This window comes from Ruegeria sp. AP12 (genome assembly GCF_056540025.1).
Genome location: NZ_JBQFVZ010000001.1, coordinates 906,398 through 922,328, shown reverse-complemented (window position 1 = coordinate 922,328; position 15,931 = coordinate 906,398). Strand labels below are relative to the sequence as shown.

General features: G+C 59.5%; 18 protein-coding genes. 17 read left to right on the top strand and 1 reads right to left on the bottom strand.

Annotation, left to right across the window (positions count from 1 at the left end; genetic code table 11):
- Nucleotides 1–2: 2 nt before the first annotated feature.
- From acuI to ACR0E6_RS04590, 15 genes are all read left to right on the top strand, one after another.
- Entirely contained in the window at nucleotides 3–998 is a 996-nt protein-coding gene (gene acuI, locus ACR0E6_RS04660) for an acryloyl-CoA reductase (RefSeq protein ID WP_480581264.1), read from the top strand.
- 168 nt (nucleotides 999–1,166) lie between these two features.
- Nucleotides 1,167–1,730: a ribosome recycling factor gene (gene frr, locus ACR0E6_RS04655; protein WP_170450800.1), complete on the top strand. Its 564-nt coding sequence runs from the start codon at nucleotides 1,167–1,169 to the stop codon at nucleotides 1,728–1,730.
- Nucleotides 1,731–1,739: 9 nt separating this feature from the next.
- Nucleotides 1,740–2,471 (top strand): isoprenyl transferase, encoded by a 732-nt coding sequence (locus tag ACR0E6_RS04650; RefSeq protein ID WP_170450798.1) that lies wholly within the window; start codon nucleotides 1,740–1,742, stop codon nucleotides 2,469–2,471.
- Nucleotides 2,468–3,250: a phosphatidate cytidylyltransferase gene (locus ACR0E6_RS04645; RefSeq protein WP_480581262.1), complete on the top strand. Its 783-nt coding sequence runs from the start codon at nucleotides 2,468–2,470 to the stop codon at nucleotides 3,248–3,250. Before ACR0E6_RS04650 ends, ACR0E6_RS04645 begins: the two co-directional genes overlap by 4 nt.
- Nucleotides 3,250–4,422, top strand: a complete 1,173-nt coding sequence (dxr, locus tag ACR0E6_RS04640; protein ID WP_480581259.1) for a 1-deoxy-D-xylulose-5-phosphate reductoisomerase — start codon at nucleotides 3,250–3,252, stop codon at nucleotides 4,420–4,422. Before ACR0E6_RS04645 ends, dxr begins: the two co-directional genes overlap by 1 nt.
- A gap of 4 nt (nucleotides 4,423–4,426) precedes the next feature.
- Nucleotides 4,427–5,779 (top strand): RIP metalloprotease RseP, encoded by a 1,353-nt coding sequence (gene rseP / locus ACR0E6_RS04635; protein WP_480581256.1) that lies wholly within the window; start codon nucleotides 4,427–4,429, stop codon nucleotides 5,777–5,779.
- Between the two features lie 79 nt (nucleotides 5,780–5,858).
- On the top strand, nucleotides 5,859–5,987 hold the full coding sequence (locus tag ACR0E6_RS04630) for a hypothetical protein (RefSeq protein WP_480581253.1): 129 nt from the start codon (nucleotides 5,859–5,861) through the stop codon (nucleotides 5,985–5,987).
- Between the two features lie 127 nt (nucleotides 5,988–6,114).
- Nucleotides 6,115–8,475, top strand: a complete 2,361-nt coding sequence (gene bamA, locus ACR0E6_RS04625) for an outer membrane protein assembly factor BamA (protein WP_170450791.1) — start codon at nucleotides 6,115–6,117, stop codon at nucleotides 8,473–8,475.
- A gap of 6 nt (nucleotides 8,476–8,481) precedes the next feature.
- The gene (locus ACR0E6_RS04620; RefSeq protein ID WP_480581250.1) at nucleotides 8,482–9,066 is read left to right on the top strand and encodes an OmpH/Skp family outer membrane protein; all 585 of its coding nucleotides are present in this window, start codon (nucleotides 8,482–8,484) and stop codon (nucleotides 9,064–9,066) included.
- Between the two features lie 72 nt (nucleotides 9,067–9,138).
- Nucleotides 9,139–9,612, top strand: a complete 474-nt coding sequence (gene fabZ / locus ACR0E6_RS04615; protein WP_170450786.1) for a 3-hydroxyacyl-ACP dehydratase FabZ — start codon at nucleotides 9,139–9,141, stop codon at nucleotides 9,610–9,612.
- Nucleotides 9,609–10,394, top strand: a complete 786-nt coding sequence (gene lpxA / locus ACR0E6_RS04610; RefSeq protein WP_170518503.1) for an acyl-ACP--UDP-N-acetylglucosamine O-acyltransferase — start codon at nucleotides 9,609–9,611, stop codon at nucleotides 10,392–10,394. The genes fabZ and lpxA overlap by 4 nt, the downstream gene beginning before the upstream one ends.
- A 4-nt stretch (nucleotides 10,395–10,398) precedes the next feature.
- Nucleotides 10,399–11,193, top strand: a complete 795-nt coding sequence (locus tag ACR0E6_RS04605) for an LpxI family protein (RefSeq protein WP_480581247.1) — start codon at nucleotides 10,399–10,401, stop codon at nucleotides 11,191–11,193.
- Complete coding sequence (gene lpxB, locus ACR0E6_RS04600) at nucleotides 11,193–12,359, top strand: lipid-A-disaccharide synthase (protein WP_480581245.1); 1,167 nt, start codon at nucleotides 11,193–11,195, stop codon at nucleotides 12,357–12,359. Before ACR0E6_RS04605 ends, lpxB begins: the two co-directional genes overlap by 1 nt.
- Nucleotides 12,352–12,927 (top strand): hypothetical protein, encoded by a 576-nt coding sequence (locus tag ACR0E6_RS04595; RefSeq protein WP_480581242.1) that lies wholly within the window; start codon nucleotides 12,352–12,354, stop codon nucleotides 12,925–12,927. The genes lpxB and ACR0E6_RS04595 overlap by 8 nt, the downstream gene beginning before the upstream one ends.
- A gap of 83 nt (nucleotides 12,928–13,010) precedes the next feature.
- Nucleotides 13,011–13,556: a carboxymuconolactone decarboxylase family protein gene (locus tag ACR0E6_RS04590; RefSeq protein ID WP_170621786.1), complete on the top strand. Its 546-nt coding sequence runs from the start codon at nucleotides 13,011–13,013 to the stop codon at nucleotides 13,554–13,556.
- On the opposite strand, the gene mnmA is transcribed toward ACR0E6_RS04590, so the two are convergent.
- Entirely contained in the window at nucleotides 13,553–14,698 is a 1,146-nt protein-coding gene (mnmA, locus tag ACR0E6_RS04585; RefSeq protein ID WP_480581239.1) for a tRNA 2-thiouridine(34) synthase MnmA, read from the bottom strand. The genes ACR0E6_RS04590 and mnmA overlap by 4 nt on opposite strands.
- Before the next feature lie 129 nt (nucleotides 14,699–14,827).
- On the opposite strand from mnmA, the gene sciP reads away from it, so the two are divergent.
- Both sciP and ctrA read left to right on the top strand, forming a co-directional pair.
- Nucleotides 14,828–15,121, top strand: a complete 294-nt coding sequence (sciP, locus tag ACR0E6_RS04580; protein WP_170450771.1) for a CtrA inhibitor SciP — start codon at nucleotides 14,828–14,830, stop codon at nucleotides 15,119–15,121.
- Nucleotides 15,122–15,205: 84 nt separating this feature from the next.
- The gene (gene ctrA / locus ACR0E6_RS04575) at nucleotides 15,206–15,922 is read left to right on the top strand and encodes a response regulator transcription factor CtrA (protein WP_480581235.1); all 717 of its coding nucleotides are present in this window, start codon (nucleotides 15,206–15,208) and stop codon (nucleotides 15,920–15,922) included.
- Nucleotides 15,923–15,931 lie beyond the last annotated feature (9 nt).

The following is a 15,931-nucleotide window of genomic DNA, read 5'->3' as shown; positions in this document are numbered from 1 at the left end:
AAATGTTCAATGCGTTGGTAATGGACAAGGATGAAGAAAGCGGGCTGGCGAGCGCTTCGGTCAAGCAGCTTTCAGCAGATGATCTGCCCCATGGTGAGGTGACGGTTGCCGTCGAATACTCGACAGTGAACTATAAGGACGGTCTGTGCATGTCGCCCAAAGGGGGCGGGTTGGTGCGGTCGTACCCACATGTGCCGGGCATCGATTATGCGGGTACGGTCGAGGCGTCCTCGGACGATCGGTACGCGCCCGGCGACAAGGTGGTATTGACCGGTTGGCGCGTGGGCGAGGCGCATTGGGGCGGATATTCGCAGAAAGCCAACGCTTTGGCGGATTGGCTGGTTCCCTTGCCGGACGGGCTGAGCGCGCGGCAGGCGATGGCGGTGGGAACTGCTGGTTTCACGGCCATGCTGGCTGTCATGGCGTTGGAAGATCATGGCCTGACCCCGGACAAAGGTCCGGTTCTGGTCACCGGTGCCGCAGGCGGCGTTGGGTCCGTGGCGACCGCCATTCTGGGCAACCTGGGTTACGAGGTCGCCGCCGTGACCGGGCGGCCCGAGACCGGGGATTATCTGAAGTCGCTTGGGGCCACGACCATTGTGCCGCGTGAGGAGTTGAACGAGACCACCAAACGCCCGCTGGAAAGCGAAACCTGGGCGGGTTGTGTGGATGCTGTTGGCGGAGAGATGCTGGCGCGGGTGCTGGGGCAGATGAAATACGGCGGCTCGGTCGCGGCCGTAGGTCTGGCCGGGGGCGCGGGGCTGCCTGCGACAGTGATTCCCTTCCTGTTGCGCGGTGTGAACCTGCTGGGCATCGACAGCGTGATGCAGCCCTATGAAAACCGCGTGCGCGCGTGGCAGCGGATCGCGACCGACCTGCCGATGGATAAGCTGGAGGCGATGGTGCATCCCGCCGCGCTGTCCGATCTGCCCGGACTGGGTGCGGATATTCTCAAAGGTCAGGTCAAAGGGCGCGTGGTTGTCGACGTGAACGCCTGATCTGATATGGCAGCCGGGGCGTGCCTGTCCCGGCTGATCAAAAACGGGCGAAAAAGGACCGAAACAACTCTGGTCATTGGCACAATTCCTGATCATGATTGCTATACATCCCAAGTGCGATGGCGTAAGACCCATCCAAACAGCACCTGAAGACGGGGAGTGAGCAGCATGTCTGACGACTTCGAACTGGACACCGATGACCTGAAGCGCCGCATGGAAGGCGCGATGTCCAACCTCAGAACCGAATTTGCCTCGTTGCGGACCGGGCGGGCCTCGGCCTCGATGCTGGAGCCGGTGATGGTGGATGCCTATGGCTCGATGACACCGATCAATCAGGTTGGAACGGTCAACGTACCCGAACCCCGGATGGTGACGGTCAATGTCTGGGACAAGTCATTGGTCGGGAAGGTGGAAAAGGCGATCCGCGAAAGCGGGTTAGGGATCAATCCGCAGCTGAACGGCACGATCATCATGCTGCCGATCCCTGAGCTGAACGAAGAACGCCGCCGCGAGTTGGGCAAGGTCGCCGGGCAGTACGCCGAAAGCGCCCGGGTTTCGATCCGGAATGTGCGCCGCGACGGGATGGACCAGATCAAGAAAGCCAAGGCTGACGGCATGTCCGAGGACGATCAGAAGTTCTGGGAAAGCGAAGTGCAGGACCTGACGGATGAGATGATCAAGGCCGTCGATGCCGCGCTTGAGACCAAGCAGTCCGAAATCATGCAGGTCTGAGCCGGTCTCATGCCCAAAGATCCCCACACCGAGCCCTGTGCTGGTCCGCGCCATGTGGCCATTATCATGGATGGCAATGGCCGTTGGGCGCAGGCGCGCGGTCGGCCCCGGCTGTTTGGGCACCATGCAGGCGCACGGCGCGTGCGCGAAGTGGTCGAGGCCTGCCCGGGACTGGGGATCAAATACCTGACGATCTTTGCCTTTTCGACCGAGAATTGGAAACGGACACAGGTCGAGGTCGCCGGGCTGATGAGCTTGTTTCGTCGGTATATCCTCAAGGAAACCAAGACGCTGGCGGATAACGGTATTCGCGTGCGGTTCATCGGGGATCGGGTGCGGCTGGATTCCAAGTTGACCGATCTGATGGATTCCCTTGAGGAAGAGACCAAGGATAATGACCTTGTCCATCTGACGGTGGCGCTGAACTACGGCGGTCGGGATGAGGTTGCGCGGGCCACCAAACGTCTGGCCAGTGATGTCGCCGAGGGGCGGTTGAAGCCTGAAGATGTGGATGAAGAAACCCTGCCGAAATATCTGGATACCCGGGTTCTTCCCGACCCTGATCTGGTGATCCGCACCAGTGGTGAAGCACGGATTTCCAACTTTCTGCTCTGGCAATCCGCTTATTCCGAATATGAGTTCATCGACACCTTGTGGCCCGATTTCACCGCCGCTGAACTGGAACGCCTGTGTCGCAACTACGGCTCGCGCGAGAGACGCTTTGGGGCAGTTCCGGCATGAGCGAAGGCCGATGGTCTGATCTGACCACGCGGGTTCTGTCCGCCATTGTGCTTGTGGCCATCGGCTCGATCGAGGTGTGGCTGGGCGGTCTGTGGTTCGAGGCGTTCATCGCCATAGCTTGCGCCATCATGACATGGGAGCTGGTTCGGATGATCGAACCGCAGCGCATGGGCGTGGCGGTTCAACTGGGCATTCTGACGGGCATCGCGGTGGTTCTGAGTTATCATGTGCCGCCGCTTTACAAACTGCCGATCTTGCTGGCCCCGGCGCTTGTGGGGGCCGGGCAGGTCAGCCGCTCTAAGGGGCTGTACGCAATCTTTGTGATCTGGATTGCCGGGGCAGGGCTGGGCTTTATCTCGATCCGCGAGAATATGGGGTTCGGCTGGATGATCTGGCTGATCGCCATTGTGGTCGCCACCGATGTCGCGGGTTATTTCGTCGGCAAGGCCATCGGCGGGCCGAAGTTCTGGCCCAAGGTCAGCCCCAAGAAGACATGGTCTGGTACGGCAGGCGGTTGGGTCGCTGCTGCTATTGTCGGGGTCGCGTTTGCCGCCCATGGCGGGTTTGGCGTTCTGTTCGTAATGGTTTCGGTCTTTGCGTCCATGGCCAGTCAGGCGGGCGACATCGTGGAAAGCGCGGTCAAGCGCAGGTTCGGGGTCAAGGACAGCTCGAACCTGATACCGGGCCATGGCGGGTTTCTGGACCGGTTTGACGGTATGATGGGTGCGGCCCTGTTTGTCTTACTGGCGGGCCTGCTTTATTCACCCGGGGCAATGTGATGCGCAAAGTATCGATTTTTGGCGCGACCGGTTCTGTCGGTCAGAACACGATTGATCTGATCGCGCGGGATCCGCAGGCCTATGACGTTGTCGCGCTGACAGGTGGTGCGAATATCGAACAGCTTGCCTTGGACGCCCGTCGCTTGAATGCCGATCTGGCCGTCACGGCCTTTGAGGATCGCCTGCCGGACCTGCGCGATGCGTTGCAGGGGTCTGGTGTCGAAGCTGCCGCAGGATCTCAAGCACTGACCGAAGCGGCGGCGCGCCCGGCGGATTGGGTCATGTCTGCCATTGTCGGAGCCGCCGGTCTTGCGCCGGGTGTCGAAGCGCTAAAGCAAGGCGCGACACTGGCGCTGGCCAATAAGGAAACGCTGGTCTGTGCCGGGCCTTTGGTGCTGGAAACAGCCAAGACCCACAATGCCCGCCTGCTACCGGTGGACAGCGAGCATTCGGCCGTGTTTCAGGCACTGGTGGGGGAAGAGATTGATGCGGTCGAGCGCATCATCATCACCGCCAGCGGCGGCGCATTCCGGGACTGGCCGCTGGACGATCTGGCCAAGGCGACGGTCGAACAGGCCTCGAGCCACCCGAACTGGGATATGGGTCAGCGGATTACCATCGACAGCGCGTCGATGTTCAACAAGGCGCTTGAGGTCATCGAAACGAAAGAGTTCTTTGGCGTCGCCCAGGATCAGATCGAGGTTCTGGTCCATCCCGAATCCATCGTTCATGCGCTGGTCGGGTTTCGCGACGGTGCGGTGATGGCCCATTTGGGCGCGCCGGATATGCGTCACGCCATTGGATTCGCGCTACATTGGCCCAAGCGTCAGGATTTGCCCGTTCAGCGACTGGATCTGCCGGCCATTGGGCAGTTGAACTTCCAGGACCCCGATCTGACCCGCTATCCGGCGCTGAAACTGGCGCGGGACGTGATGGCGCGCGGGGGCTTGTCGGGGGCTGTGTTCAACGCGGCCAAGGAACGAGCGCTGGATCACTTTATCGCGGGTCGAATCAATTTCCCCAGCATGGCGGATATTGTCGCAATGGTTCTGGACAGATTCGAAGCGGGACATAGTCTTATTGATGCCGCTTTGACTCTTGATAACGTACAGCAAACGGACCATCTGGCACGGCAATGGGCGGATGAAGCCGTAAGCAAACGAGCAGGATAGACATTTGGACCTAATTTCCCTGATCCCGCAATTTGGCAATTTGCTTTGGACCATTGTGGCCTTTGTCATCGCCTTGTCTGCCATTGTCGCGGTCCACGAATATGGCCATTACATCGTCGGGCGCTGGTCAGGCATTCATGCCGAGGTCTTCTCGATCGGGTTCGGCCCGGTGCTGTGGAGCCGCATGGACAAGCGCGGCACCCGCTGGCAGGTCGCTTTGCTCCCCTTTGGCGGCTATGTGAAGTTTCTGGGCGATGCCAACGCCGCGTCGGGCAAGGACGAAGAGGCGATGGAAGAGATCGCCGAACAAAGCCCCGAAGAACTGCGTCGCACGATGCACGGCGCGCCGCTCTGGGCGCGGGCGGCCACTGTTGCGGCGGGTCCTGTGTTCAACTTTGCAATGTCGATCATCGTGTTCGGGCTGATCTTCTGGTCTCAGGGCGTTTCGCGCGAGCCTTTGACCGTGGGTGAGTTGCAGCCCCTGCCGGTCACCGTTCAGGGTTTGCAGGTCGGGGATGAGATCGTCGCAATCGCAGGCATCCAAACACCGGATTTCGATGAGGAAAGCACTTGGAGCGAGTTCACCGACTCGCTGCCGGTTGAGCCAGTTCTGGACTACACGGTCATTCGCGATGGGCAGACCATCGATGTCGAAGCCCCGTGGCTGTTTCCGCCGCTGATCCGTCAGGTGGCACCGCGCAGCGCGGCCATGGATATTCAGCTGGAGCAGGGGGATGTCATCACCTCGGTAAATGGTGAACCGATCTTTGCGTTCGAGCAGCTCAAGGAATTTGTCGAAAGCTCGGATGGTCGGGTTCTGTTGCTGAATGTCTGGCGCGATGGGGCCGATCTTGAGTTTGCACTGGCCCCGCGCCGCACGGATGAGCCGAAGTCTGATGGCGGGTTTCAGACCCATTGGCGCATCGGGATCGTCGGTGGAATGATGCTGGAACCTGCAACCCAGCCTGCGGGTCTGTTTGACTCGCTTACTGGCGGCGTCAATCAGACGATCCGCATCATCGAAGGGTCGCTGTCGGGGATGTGGCATATGATCACCGGCGCGATCAGCACCTGCAACATCTCCGGCCCGATTGGCATCGCCGAGACGTCGGGCGCAATGGCCAGCCAAGGCGCGCAAAGCTTTATCTTCTTCATCGCCGTTCTGTCCACCGCAGTCGGGTTGCTGAACTTGTTCCCGATCCCGGCTCTGGATGGTGGTCATCTGCTGTTCTACGCCTATGAGGCCGTGACCGGAAAACCGCCCAGCGACATGGCATTGCGGATTCTGATGACCGTTGGAATTACGGTTATTCTCAGCCTGATGTTGTTCTCGGTGACCAACGACCTGTTTTGCTGATTGTGGCGCAAGCCGCACAGGAAAGCCGCATTCTTGCCGCATTCCGACGGTAAAGTTTGCGCGACGTTGAGGGGCGATCATGACCAAAGCACTGCGCAAATCCTATCAGAGTTTTAGCTTTCTGTTCATGCTGAACTGGGATGTGTTGCTGAGTTTTGCCGTCACCGCTCTGGCACTGGCCGCTGGTGCCTATCTGGCGGGATTGTGATTCTGACCAACCGTCTTTTCACGCCCTAAAGGCCATCAAATGCCGGATGCGCTTTTTGGCCTTTTGACAACCCCATCCATTCCCGTTACTCAGCATTAAAGTCTTAAAATTCTGGGTTGAGAAAAAAATGACCGACGGGCGAGGCGCGGGCACATCCTGCGGGGGGCGTAAGTCTACAAACAAGATTTTGTGGCAATCGCTGACGTTTCTTTTCCTTTTTGTTGCCGCCAGCTTACTGGCTTTGCCGAATACGGCACAGGCGCAAAGTTTCACCATCAACTCGTTCGAGGTGGAAGGAAACCGCCGCATCGAGACGGGGACGATCATCGCCAGAACGGGGATCGAACCGGGGCAAACCGTCACAACCGGTCAGTTGAACGACGCTTTCCAGCGTTTGCTTGACAGTGGTGTTTTTGAAACAGTCGAACTGACCCCGCGCGGCACAACCCTGCTGATCGAGGTTCAGGAATACCCGACGATCAACCAGATCAGCATCGAAGGGAATCGTCGTGTCAAAGACGATGTCCTGCTCGAAGTGATTTCGTCTCAGCCACGGCGTGTCTTTACTCCTCAGGTCGCAGAAACCGACGCGGATCTGATTGCCGAGGTCTATTCGGCCCAGGGCCGGGTCGCCGCAACCGTAATTCCGCGCATCATCCGCCGCAGCGACAATCGCGTAGATCTGGTCTTTGAAGTCGCCGAAGGCACAACGATCGAGGTCGAGCGTGTCAGCTTTGTCGGCAACCGGGCCTATTCGGACCGCCGCCTGCGTCGGGTGCTGGAAACCAAACAGGCGACCTTTCTGCGTACTTTCTTCCGCAGCGACACCTTCATCGGTGACCGGATCGAGTTCGACAAACAGGTTATCCGCGATTTCTACCTGTCGCGCGGCTATATCGACTTCCGCGTGAACAGCGCAAATGTGGAATTCACCCGCGAGCGTGATGCCTTCTTCCTCGTAATGAATGTGACCGAGGGGCAGAAATTCTCGTTCGGCAAGATCACGACTGTCAGCGAAATTCCCGGCGTCGATCCGGCCCCGTATCAGGAAGCGCTGAAGATCAAACCGGGCGTGACCTATTCCCCTACGCTGATCGAGAACTCGATTGCCCGGCAGGAACGCCTGGGGATCCGTCAAGGTGTCGATTTTCTTCGCGTCGAACCTCGGGTGACCCGCAACCCACGCGATCTGACGCTGGATGTCGAATTTGTCCTCAGCAAAGGCCCGCGCATTTTTGTTGAGCGGATCGATATTGAAGGCAACACCACCACGCTTGACCGTGTAATCCGGCGTCAGTTCGACACGGTCGAAGGCGACCCCTTCAACCCGCGTGAGATCCGGCAAGCAGCAGAACGCATCAACGCATTGGGCTTTTTTGCCGTTGCAAATGTCGAGCCGCGCGAAGGGTCCTCGCCCAGTCAGGTTATTCTGGATGTGGATGTCGAAGAGCAACCGACCGGATCGCTCAGCCTCGGTGGTAGCTTCTCGGCTTCGGATGGTTTTGGGATCGCGATTGGCCTGAACGAATCCAACTTCCTCGGTCGCGGTCAGAACCTGGGTTTGACCCTGTCGACGGCGCAGGATTCCGAGCAGTACACCATCAACTTTACCGAACCTTATCTGTTGGGACGTCGACTGCGTTTCGATCTGGGCCTCGGTCTGGCAGGTACCAACTCGGGCTTTGCAAGCTATGACACCGAGCGCGTGTTCTTTAACCCGCAGCTGACCTACGCGATTGGCGAGCTGTCCTCGCTTCGCTTGCGGTACGGCTGGGAACGCAGTGAGATGACGCAGCAGGATGATGAGATCAACGGCGCTGTCATTTCCTCGGAAATCGATCAGGGCAAGCGGACGACCAGTTCAATCGGTGTGTCTTATGTCTATGACAGCCGTCTTGGCGGCCTGAACCCGAATGCCGGTGTGCTGTTCGAAGTTGGTGTTGATGCGGCTGGTCTGGGTGGCGACAACGAGTTCTTCAGAACAACCGCGCGCGGTATCGCACAGACCCGCGTCCTAAGCGAAGAAGTGGTATTGCGCGCGACACTGGAACTGGGTGCCTTGCATTGGACAGGCAACGATTTCAGCCGCACAATTGACCGCTTCCTTCTGGGGCCGAACACATTCCGCGGGTTTGAGCCCGCAGGTCTTGGCCCGCGCGACCTGTCCAACGGTCAGGACGACGCCATCGGCGGCAACTACTACTGGGTTGCCCGGTTCGAGTCGGATTTCCCGCTGGGCCTGCCAGAGGAACTGGGTCTGCGCGGCGGTGTGTTCTATGACGTCGGGAACCTCTACAACATCGACAACGTGAACACGGCGGGGGCGAACATCGTCGGGGCCAACGGGTCGATCCGTCACGTTATCGGCGTCTCGGTCCTGTGGGAAACGCCCTTCGGCCCGCTGCGGTTCAACTTCTCGAAAGCTCTGAAAAAAGAAGAGTTCGACAACGAGCAGAACTTTGACCTGACCGTTCAAGCCCGGTTCTGATCCGCGATGCGGTGGATTTGCAAACGTCTCATTCAGGGCCCTTTGGGGGCCCTGTGTATTTTTCTGGCTCTGTTTGGCGTGACACCAGCGGTGTCGCAGCAATTGGGCGTCACGCAGACCGTTGTGCTGACAGTCTCAAGTGATCGCTTGTTCACCGAATCCGAATTTGGCCAGCGGGTGCTGCGCGAGATCGAGCAGGAAGGCACGCTGCTGTCCGAGGAAAACGAACGGATCGTTGCCGAGCTAAGCACCGAAGAAAAGAACCTGACCGAGAAACGTGCTGAATTGGCGCCCGAAGACTTCCGTCCTCTGGCCGAGGCATTTGATCGCAAAGTGCAATCGCATCGCGAGGGTCAGCGCGCCAAACTGGATGCTCTGGGCCGCATCAGCGAAGAAAGCCGCCAAAGGTTCTACGAATTGGCGCGCCCGGTTCTGATCGATCTTATGCGTGAAAACGGGGCGTCCATCATCCTCGAACGCTCCAGCGTGCTGCTCAGTTCGGACACTTCGGACATTACCAGCGCCGCGATTGAGCGTATCGATGCTGCAATCGGTGATGGAACCGGCTTGCAGGACGGGACAGGCGAATAGGTTTGCTTGCCCTTGCGGGCCTGTATTGCTAACCACGCTGAAACTGAGAATGCAAAACGGGACATTTGAATTATGACCACGGAAACCAAAAGCGCTGACATTCAGCTGATCCAGCGGATTTTGCCGCACCGCTATCCGTTTCTGCTGGTCGATAAGGTGGTCGATATCACCGATTACCACTCGGCCCGTGGCATCAAGAATGTCACCATGAACGAGCCGCATTTCCAGGGCCATTTCCCCGGAACCCCGATCATGCCCGGCGTGACCATTGTCGAGGCGATGGCTCAGACCGCCGGTGTTATGCTGGGTGTTGGCATGGATGTGATCGACACCGAACTGCTGATCTATTTCATGAGCATCGACAAGTGCAAATTCCGTCGCAAGGTTGTTCCGGGTGACGTGCTGGAAATGCATGTCGAGACGATCCGTGGCAAGAAGGGCGGCAAACTGTTCAAGTTCAGCGGTCGGGCAACCGTTGAAGGCGAGGTTGCCGCCGAAGCTGAGTTTTCGGCCTATGTTGACTGGGACATGGAAAAGACAACATGAGCGGCATTCACCCCAGTGCAATCATCGAAGAAGGCGCCCAGATCGGGCAGGACTGCGTCGTTGGGCCGTTCTGCTATGTCGGGGCGCAGGTCCGATTGGGGGACCGGGTCGAGCTGAAGTCACATGTGGTTGTCACCGGCGAAACGTCGGTTGGCGACGACACGGTGATCTTCAATTTCTCGGTCATCGGTGAGATCCCGCAGGACCTGAAGTTCGGCGGTGAGAACACGCGGCTGGAAATCGGTCAGCGCAATCGGATCCGCGAACATGTGACCATCAACACCGGCACCGAAGGCGGCGGCGGTGTGACCCGCATTGGCGATGACTGCTTGCTGATGGCCGGTGTTCACGTGGCTCATGACGTTCAGATCGGCAATCGCGTGATCATGGTAAACCACGCCGGTGCGGCAGGTCATTGCATCATCGAGGATGACGTGATTGTGGGCGGAATCTCGGGCCTGCACCAATGGGTACGTGTGGGTCGCGGTGCCATTATCGGCGCGCTGACCATGGTGCCCAACGACGTGATTCCCTACGGGCTGGTACAGGCACCGCGCGGTGAGTTGGATGGTCTGAACCTGGTGGGCCTCAAGCGTCGCGGCGTGTCGCGCGCTGATATCTCGGCTTTGCGGGCGGCGTTCCGCGAATTGTCGGGCGGCGAGGGCACCTTTCAGGAGCGCGCCCGGCGCGCGGGTGAAGATACCGAAAGCGAATATGTGCGCCGTATTGTCGACTTTGTGACAGGTGACACGGACCGGTCGTTCCTGACCCCAAGGAAGTAACCCCATGCTGGCATTGATTGCGGGAACGGGTGTTTTACCGGAGGAGGTTGCGTCTGCGCTGGCAGAGCGGCCTTTGATCTGTGCAATGGAGGGGTTCGAGCCCGATAACCTGACACCCGATCTGGTGTTTCCGCTGGAACAATTGGGCAGTTTCATCGCCGACCTCAAATCGCGCGGCGTGACCCAAATTTGCATGGCAGGCGCAGTTCGGCGGCCCAAGGTGGATCCCGCGCGCATCGATGCGGCGACGCTGCCTTTGGTGCCGATCCTGCAGCAGGCAATCATGTCTGGCGACGATGGTGCCTTGCGGGCGGTGATCGGCATCTTCGAGGATGCTGGCCTGACCGTTCAAGCCGCGCATGACATTGCGCCCGATTTGCTGCCTCCGCTTGGTTGCCTGACCGAAGCGCAACCGTCCGAGGCTGATCTGGCTGACGCTGAGCGCGCCGCAACTGTTCTGCGCGCAATGGGCAACGCTGATATCGGACAGGCTTGTGCGGTTTCGCAACGGCAGGTGCTGGCCGTCGAAAGCATCTTTGGCACCGCCTGGATGCTGCAATCTCTGACTCAGCGGCCCGATGCTGGCGGCGGTGTGTTGTTCAAAGGCCCCAAACCCGATCAGGATCGTCGGGCCGATTTGCCTGCGATCGGACCCGATACCGTGTCCGGCGCGGTGGCTGCGGGCCTTGCGGGGATCGTCATCGAAAAGGGCGGCGTTCTGGTGCTGCAACGCGAACGCGTGATTGCCGAATGCGACCGTCTGGGGCTGTTCCTTTACGTGCGCGAGCGGGCCTCCTGATGCGTGTTTTTCTGGTCGCCGGGGAACCTTCGGGCGACCGGTTGGGCGGCGCGCTGATGGAGGGACTACGGACCCTTGTCCCCGAAATCGAATTCGATGGGGTAGGCGGGCCCCTGATGCAGGCGCAAGGGTTGGAAAGCCGCTTCCCGATGGCCGAACTGAGCGTCATTGGGCTGGTCGAGGTCCTGCCCAAGTTCTTCCACCTCAAACGCCGGATCGCCGAGACTGCGCAAGCGGTGCTGGACACGCAGCCCGATGTGCTGATCACTATCGACAGCCCCGATTTCTCGCTGCGTGTGGCAAAACTGGTGAAGGCGGCCAGCGACATTCGCACCGTGCATTACGTGGCTCCCAGCGTTTGGGCCTGGCGTCCGGGGCGGGCGGACAAGATGGCCAAGGTGATCGATCACGTTCTGGCCCTGCTGCCATTCGAGCCGCCTTATATGGAACGCGCGGGGATGGAGTGCGACTTTGTCGGCCATCCGGTCGCCAGCGAACCAATTGCGACCGAGGCGGATATCCACGATTTCCGGGCCGCCTATGATCTGGGCGATGCGCCCATTCTTCTGGCCTTGCCGGGTTCACGCCGGGGCGAGGTGGATCGCCTTGCCCCCGTCTTTGGGAAGGCGCTGCGGCAGTATCTCAAAACCCGACCAGACACGCGCGTCGTGGTGCCCGCCGTGGCCCATATGGTCGATACAGTGGCCGAGCATCTGCGCGACTGGCCCGGATCGCCAGTTGTAATCGACCCAAGAAATGTGCCCTCGGATCAGGCAGTGGCCCAGAAACGAGCGGCCTTCGCGGCGGCTGATCTGTCGCTGGCTGCGTCGGGGACGGTCTCGCTGGAACTGGCGGCGCAGGCAACGCCTATGGTGATTGCCTACAACCTGAACTGGCTAACGACCCTGATCGCCAAACGCATGGTGCAACTGGACACCGTGACTCTGGTCAATCTGGTGTCGGAAACCCGGGCCGTTCCCGAATGTCTGTTGGATGACTGCCAACCGGGCAAGATCGCCATTGCGTTGACGCAGGTGTCGGATGCACCGGATGCCCAGCGGCAGGCCATGGAGATCACCATGGAGCGTCTGGGCCGTGGCGGCGAAGCGCCGGGTCTGCGGGCGGCCAGATCGGTTTTGCAGCGCATGACGGCCGCAGATGGGTGAATACCTGCTCTTTGCGGTGTCCGCCGGGATCGCGATGGTGTCGACCAATCTCGATAATCTGGCGGTGCTGCTGGGGCTGATGCTGGTCATGGATCACAAGCGGGCCGTGGCAGGGTTCGCCATGGCGCAGGCGATTGTGCTGTCGCTGGCTTTCGCGGTGGCCATCGGTGTCAGTCAAAGCGGCCTTCCGGGCTGGATCGGGTATCTGGGGCTGATCCCCTTGGCCTTGGGGCTTCGCGGTATCTGGCAGCAGTTTTCGGGGGCCGAGCGACAGGCGGATGGACCCAAAGGGGCGGTGACTTCGGTTGTGACCCTGTTTCTAAGCCTGTCAGTGGACAGTTTCGCAGTGATGACGTCACTGCTGGCGGATTCGGCCCCGGTTTTCCGGCTGGTCGCCCTGATCGGAGCGATTTGCGCCGCGGTTCTGTTGGCCTCGGTCGCTGCGTGGGGGGCGCCTTACGCACAGAACCTTGGGCCTCGTGTTGCGCGTCTGGATCGGATCGCGCCGTATATCATGGTCTGTGTCGGCCTTTACATCCTGCTCAATTCGCCGACCGACGTGCTTTGATCCGCCGTCTCGGCGTTGTGATCGCCGCGCTGTTGTCGCGGCGATCTGGCCCTGCAATACCCTGCGGCCAAAGGAGATCGCAGATGACCCGCATTCCCCCATTGACCGACGATCAGATGACCCCGCAGGCCCGCGCGGCCCATACCGAGCTGGGTGCATACGGCCCGTTCGACAACTGGGCGCGGGTGGCGGCCCATTGCCCGCCGGTGTTGGAACACGTGAGCGGTATGCTGACCGCATTGCGCGCGCAGGAAACTCTGCCGCGCCGGGCGCTGGAACTGGCGATGGTGACAGTGTCCAAGCTGAATGCCTGCGACTATTGCGTGTCGCATCACGCGCCATTGCTGACGGTTGCCGGGCTTAGCCCCGAAGGCGCGGCGCGGTTGCCCGATGTTGAAGATCACCCCGAACTGGACGCCTGCGACAAGGCGGTCGTGCTCTACGCTCAGGCGGTGACAACCCGTTCAGGCCGGATGCGCGATGCCGAGATTGCGGACCTGCGGGAATGGTTCAGCGATGCGCAGATCGTCGAACTGACCTGGCGCATCGCGCTGTGCGGCGCGTTCAACCGGTTCAACGATGCGCTGCAAATCCAGATCGAACCCGAGGTCGAGCCGGTCTCGGCTTAATACCCGCGCCAGATCCAGCCGCCGCCAAAGATGCGGCTGCCTTCATTGGCATAGAACACGCAGGCCTGACCCGGAGAGATACCTTGTTCGGGTGTCAGCAACTCGACCTCAGCCGTGGTGTCCGACAGGGGGCGGATGATCGCCTCACGCGGGGGGCGGGTCGAGCGAACTTTGACCGACAAGTGCCATTCACTGCGTGAGGTGAAGGGTTCATCGCCCAGCCAGTTGATCTCGCGCACGGGAACGGTGCGGGTGGCCAGCATCTCTTTTGGGCCGACAACAACCTGTTTCTTATCCACGTCCAGCTTGACGACATAAAGTGGCTCGCTCAGCCCACCGATGCCAAGACCGCGCCGCTGACCAATGGTGTAGTGAATCACCCCGTCATGCTGCGCCAGAACACGGCCATCGGCGTGCACAATCTCACCCGGTTCCGCAGCACCAGGGCGCAGCTTCTCGATCACGCTGGCATAGTTGCCGTTGGGCACGAAACAGATGTCCTGACTGTCGGGCTTGTCGGCCACTGCCAGCCCATATTGCGCCGCCATTTCGCGCGTTGCGTCTTTGGAGGGCAGGTGGCCCAGCGGGAAGCGCAGGTAATCCAGTTGTTCGGGCGTGGTCGAGAACAGGAAGTAGGACTGGTCGCGGTTTGCATCCTCGGCACTGTGCAATTCCGGGCCGTTCGCGCCCATCTTGCGCTGAATATAGTGACCGGTGGCCATGCAATCAGCTTCCAGATCCTTGGCGGTTTCCAGCAGATCCTTGAATTTCACCCGTTCATTGCAGCGGATACAGGGCACCGGTGTCGCGCCGGCCAGATAGCTGTCGGCGAATTCGTCGATCACCGCGTCCTTGAAGATGTTCTCGTAATCCAGAACGTAATGCGGAAAGCCACGTTCCTCGGCCACGCGGCGCGCGTCGTGGATGTCGATCCCTGCACAGCATGCACCTTTCTTGGCCAGCGCCGCGCCGTGGTCGTACAGCTGCAAGGTCACTCCCACCACGTCATACCCCTGATCGGCCAGATAGGCTGCCACGACGGAGCTGTCGACGCCACCAGACATGGCCACAACCACCCGCGTTTCCGAGGGCGGTTTGGCAAAGCCAAGCGAATTGAGTTGGGTCTCGGCAGCGAGGGCCATGGCGATTCCAGTCCGGGTTAAGAAAGACCGGCAGAATATAGGAAAATTCTAGACACTCTCAAGGGGCGGTTTCACCCGGCATTAAGTAGGCTGGTGCCAGCTTTGATGCAGCAGGAAAAGGGTTGAAAGATGTATTTGCACAAAGTTGAAGGACCACGGTCCGTAACCCTGCCGGATGGAACGATTTTGTCCCGCGCCGATCTTCCGCCTTCGGACACGCGGCGCTGGGTGGCTTCGCGCAAGATCGTTGTCGTACGCGGGGTGCTTTATGGGCTGATTACGCTGTCAGAGGCCAAGAAGCGCTATGGCATCAGCGATGAAGAGTTCAACACCTGGGTCGCAGCAGTTGCCGAGCACGGTGTTGAGGCGCTGAAAGTCACCGCCTTAAAAAAATATCGACAACCTAAAGGCGAAAGTGAATAAATGATTCAACGGTAACGTCAGATTAACCATTCTTGGTCAGGTTTAATTTTAATTGGAATATTTGACCCGAATTGGAGCAGTGAAATGAGAATACTTCTTGTCGAGGATGATCCGACCACGTCCAAAAGCATCGAACTGATGCTGACGCATGCGAACCTGAACGTGTATGCGACGGATCTGGGGGAAGAGGGGATCGATCTGGCAAAACTCTATGATTACGACCTTATTTTGCTGGACCTGAACCTGCCGGACATGAATGGGCACGAAGTTCTACGTCAATTGCGGATCGCGCGGGTGGAGACGCCGATTCTGATCCTGTCGGGTGCCGATGACACCGAAAGCAAAATCAAAGGGTTTGGCTTCGGGGCCGACGATTACCTGACGAAACCGTTCCACCGCGAAGAACTGGTGGCACGTATTCACGCGATCATCCGCCGGTCCAAAGGGCATTCGCAATCGGTGATCCATACAGGTCGCGTTGCCGTCAACCTGGATGCAAAAACGGTCGAGGTGGATTGCAAGACGGTTCATCTGACCGGCAAGGAATACCAGATGCTGGAGCTGTTGAGCCTGCGCAAGGGGACGACTCTGACGAAAGAGATGTTTCTGAATCATCTCTATGGCGGCATGGACGAACCCGAACTGAAAATCATCGACGTTTTCATCTGTAAGCTGCGCAAGAAACTCAGCAACGCAACCGGCGGCGACAATTATATCGAAACCGTTTGGGGCCGTGGCTACGTTCTGCGCGACCCGCAAAGCAACACGGTGGACGAGACCCGTATGGCCGTCGGCGCCTGACACAAGAAC

Bases quoted from the DNA above. Each gene is read 5' to 3' on its own strand.
- fabZ (WP_170450786.1), top strand. From the start codon at position 9,139: ATGACCACGGAAACCAAAAGCGCTGACATTCAGCTGATCCAGCGGATT.
- acuI (WP_480581264.1), top strand. From the start codon at position 3: ATGTTCAATGCGTTGGTAATGGACAAGGATGAAGAAAGCGGGCTGGCG.
- ACR0E6_RS04630 (WP_480581253.1), top strand. From the start codon at position 5,859: ATGACCAAAGCACTGCGCAAATCCTATCAGAGTTTTAGCTTTCTGTTC.
- mnmA (WP_480581239.1), bottom strand. From the start codon at position 14,698: ATGGCCCTCGCTGCCGAGACCCAACTCAATTCGCTTGGCTTTGCCAAA.
- ACR0E6_RS04605 (WP_480581247.1), top strand. From the start codon at position 10,399: ATGCTGGCATTGATTGCGGGAACGGGTGTTTTACCGGAGGAGGTTGCG.
- ctrA (WP_480581235.1), top strand. From the start codon at position 15,206: ATGAGAATACTTCTTGTCGAGGATGATCCGACCACGTCCAAAAGCATC.
- sciP (WP_170450771.1), top strand. From the start codon at position 14,828: ATGTATTTGCACAAAGTTGAAGGACCACGGTCCGTAACCCTGCCGGAT.
- bamA (WP_170450791.1), top strand. From the start codon at position 6,115: ATGACCGACGGGCGAGGCGCGGGCACATCCTGCGGGGGGCGTAAGTCT.
- ACR0E6_RS04650 (WP_170450798.1), top strand. From the start codon at position 1,740: ATGCCCAAAGATCCCCACACCGAGCCCTGTGCTGGTCCGCGCCATGTG.
- lpxA (WP_170518503.1), top strand. From the start codon at position 9,609: ATGAGCGGCATTCACCCCAGTGCAATCATCGAAGAAGGCGCCCAGATC.
- lpxB (WP_480581245.1), top strand. From the start codon at position 11,193: ATGCGTGTTTTTCTGGTCGCCGGGGAACCTTCGGGCGACCGGTTGGGC.
- ACR0E6_RS04590 (WP_170621786.1), top strand. From the start codon at position 13,011: ATGACCCGCATTCCCCCATTGACCGACGATCAGATGACCCCGCAGGCC.
- frr (WP_170450800.1), top strand. From the start codon at position 1,167: ATGTCTGACGACTTCGAACTGGACACCGATGACCTGAAGCGCCGCATG.
- ACR0E6_RS04620 (WP_480581250.1), top strand. From the start codon at position 8,482: ATGCGGTGGATTTGCAAACGTCTCATTCAGGGCCCTTTGGGGGCCCTG.
- ACR0E6_RS04645 (WP_480581262.1), top strand. From the start codon at position 2,468: ATGAGCGAAGGCCGATGGTCTGATCTGACCACGCGGGTTCTGTCCGCC.
- ACR0E6_RS04595 (WP_480581242.1), top strand. From the start codon at position 12,352: ATGGGTGAATACCTGCTCTTTGCGGTGTCCGCCGGGATCGCGATGGTG.
- dxr (WP_480581259.1), top strand. From the start codon at position 3,250: ATGCGCAAAGTATCGATTTTTGGCGCGACCGGTTCTGTCGGTCAGAAC.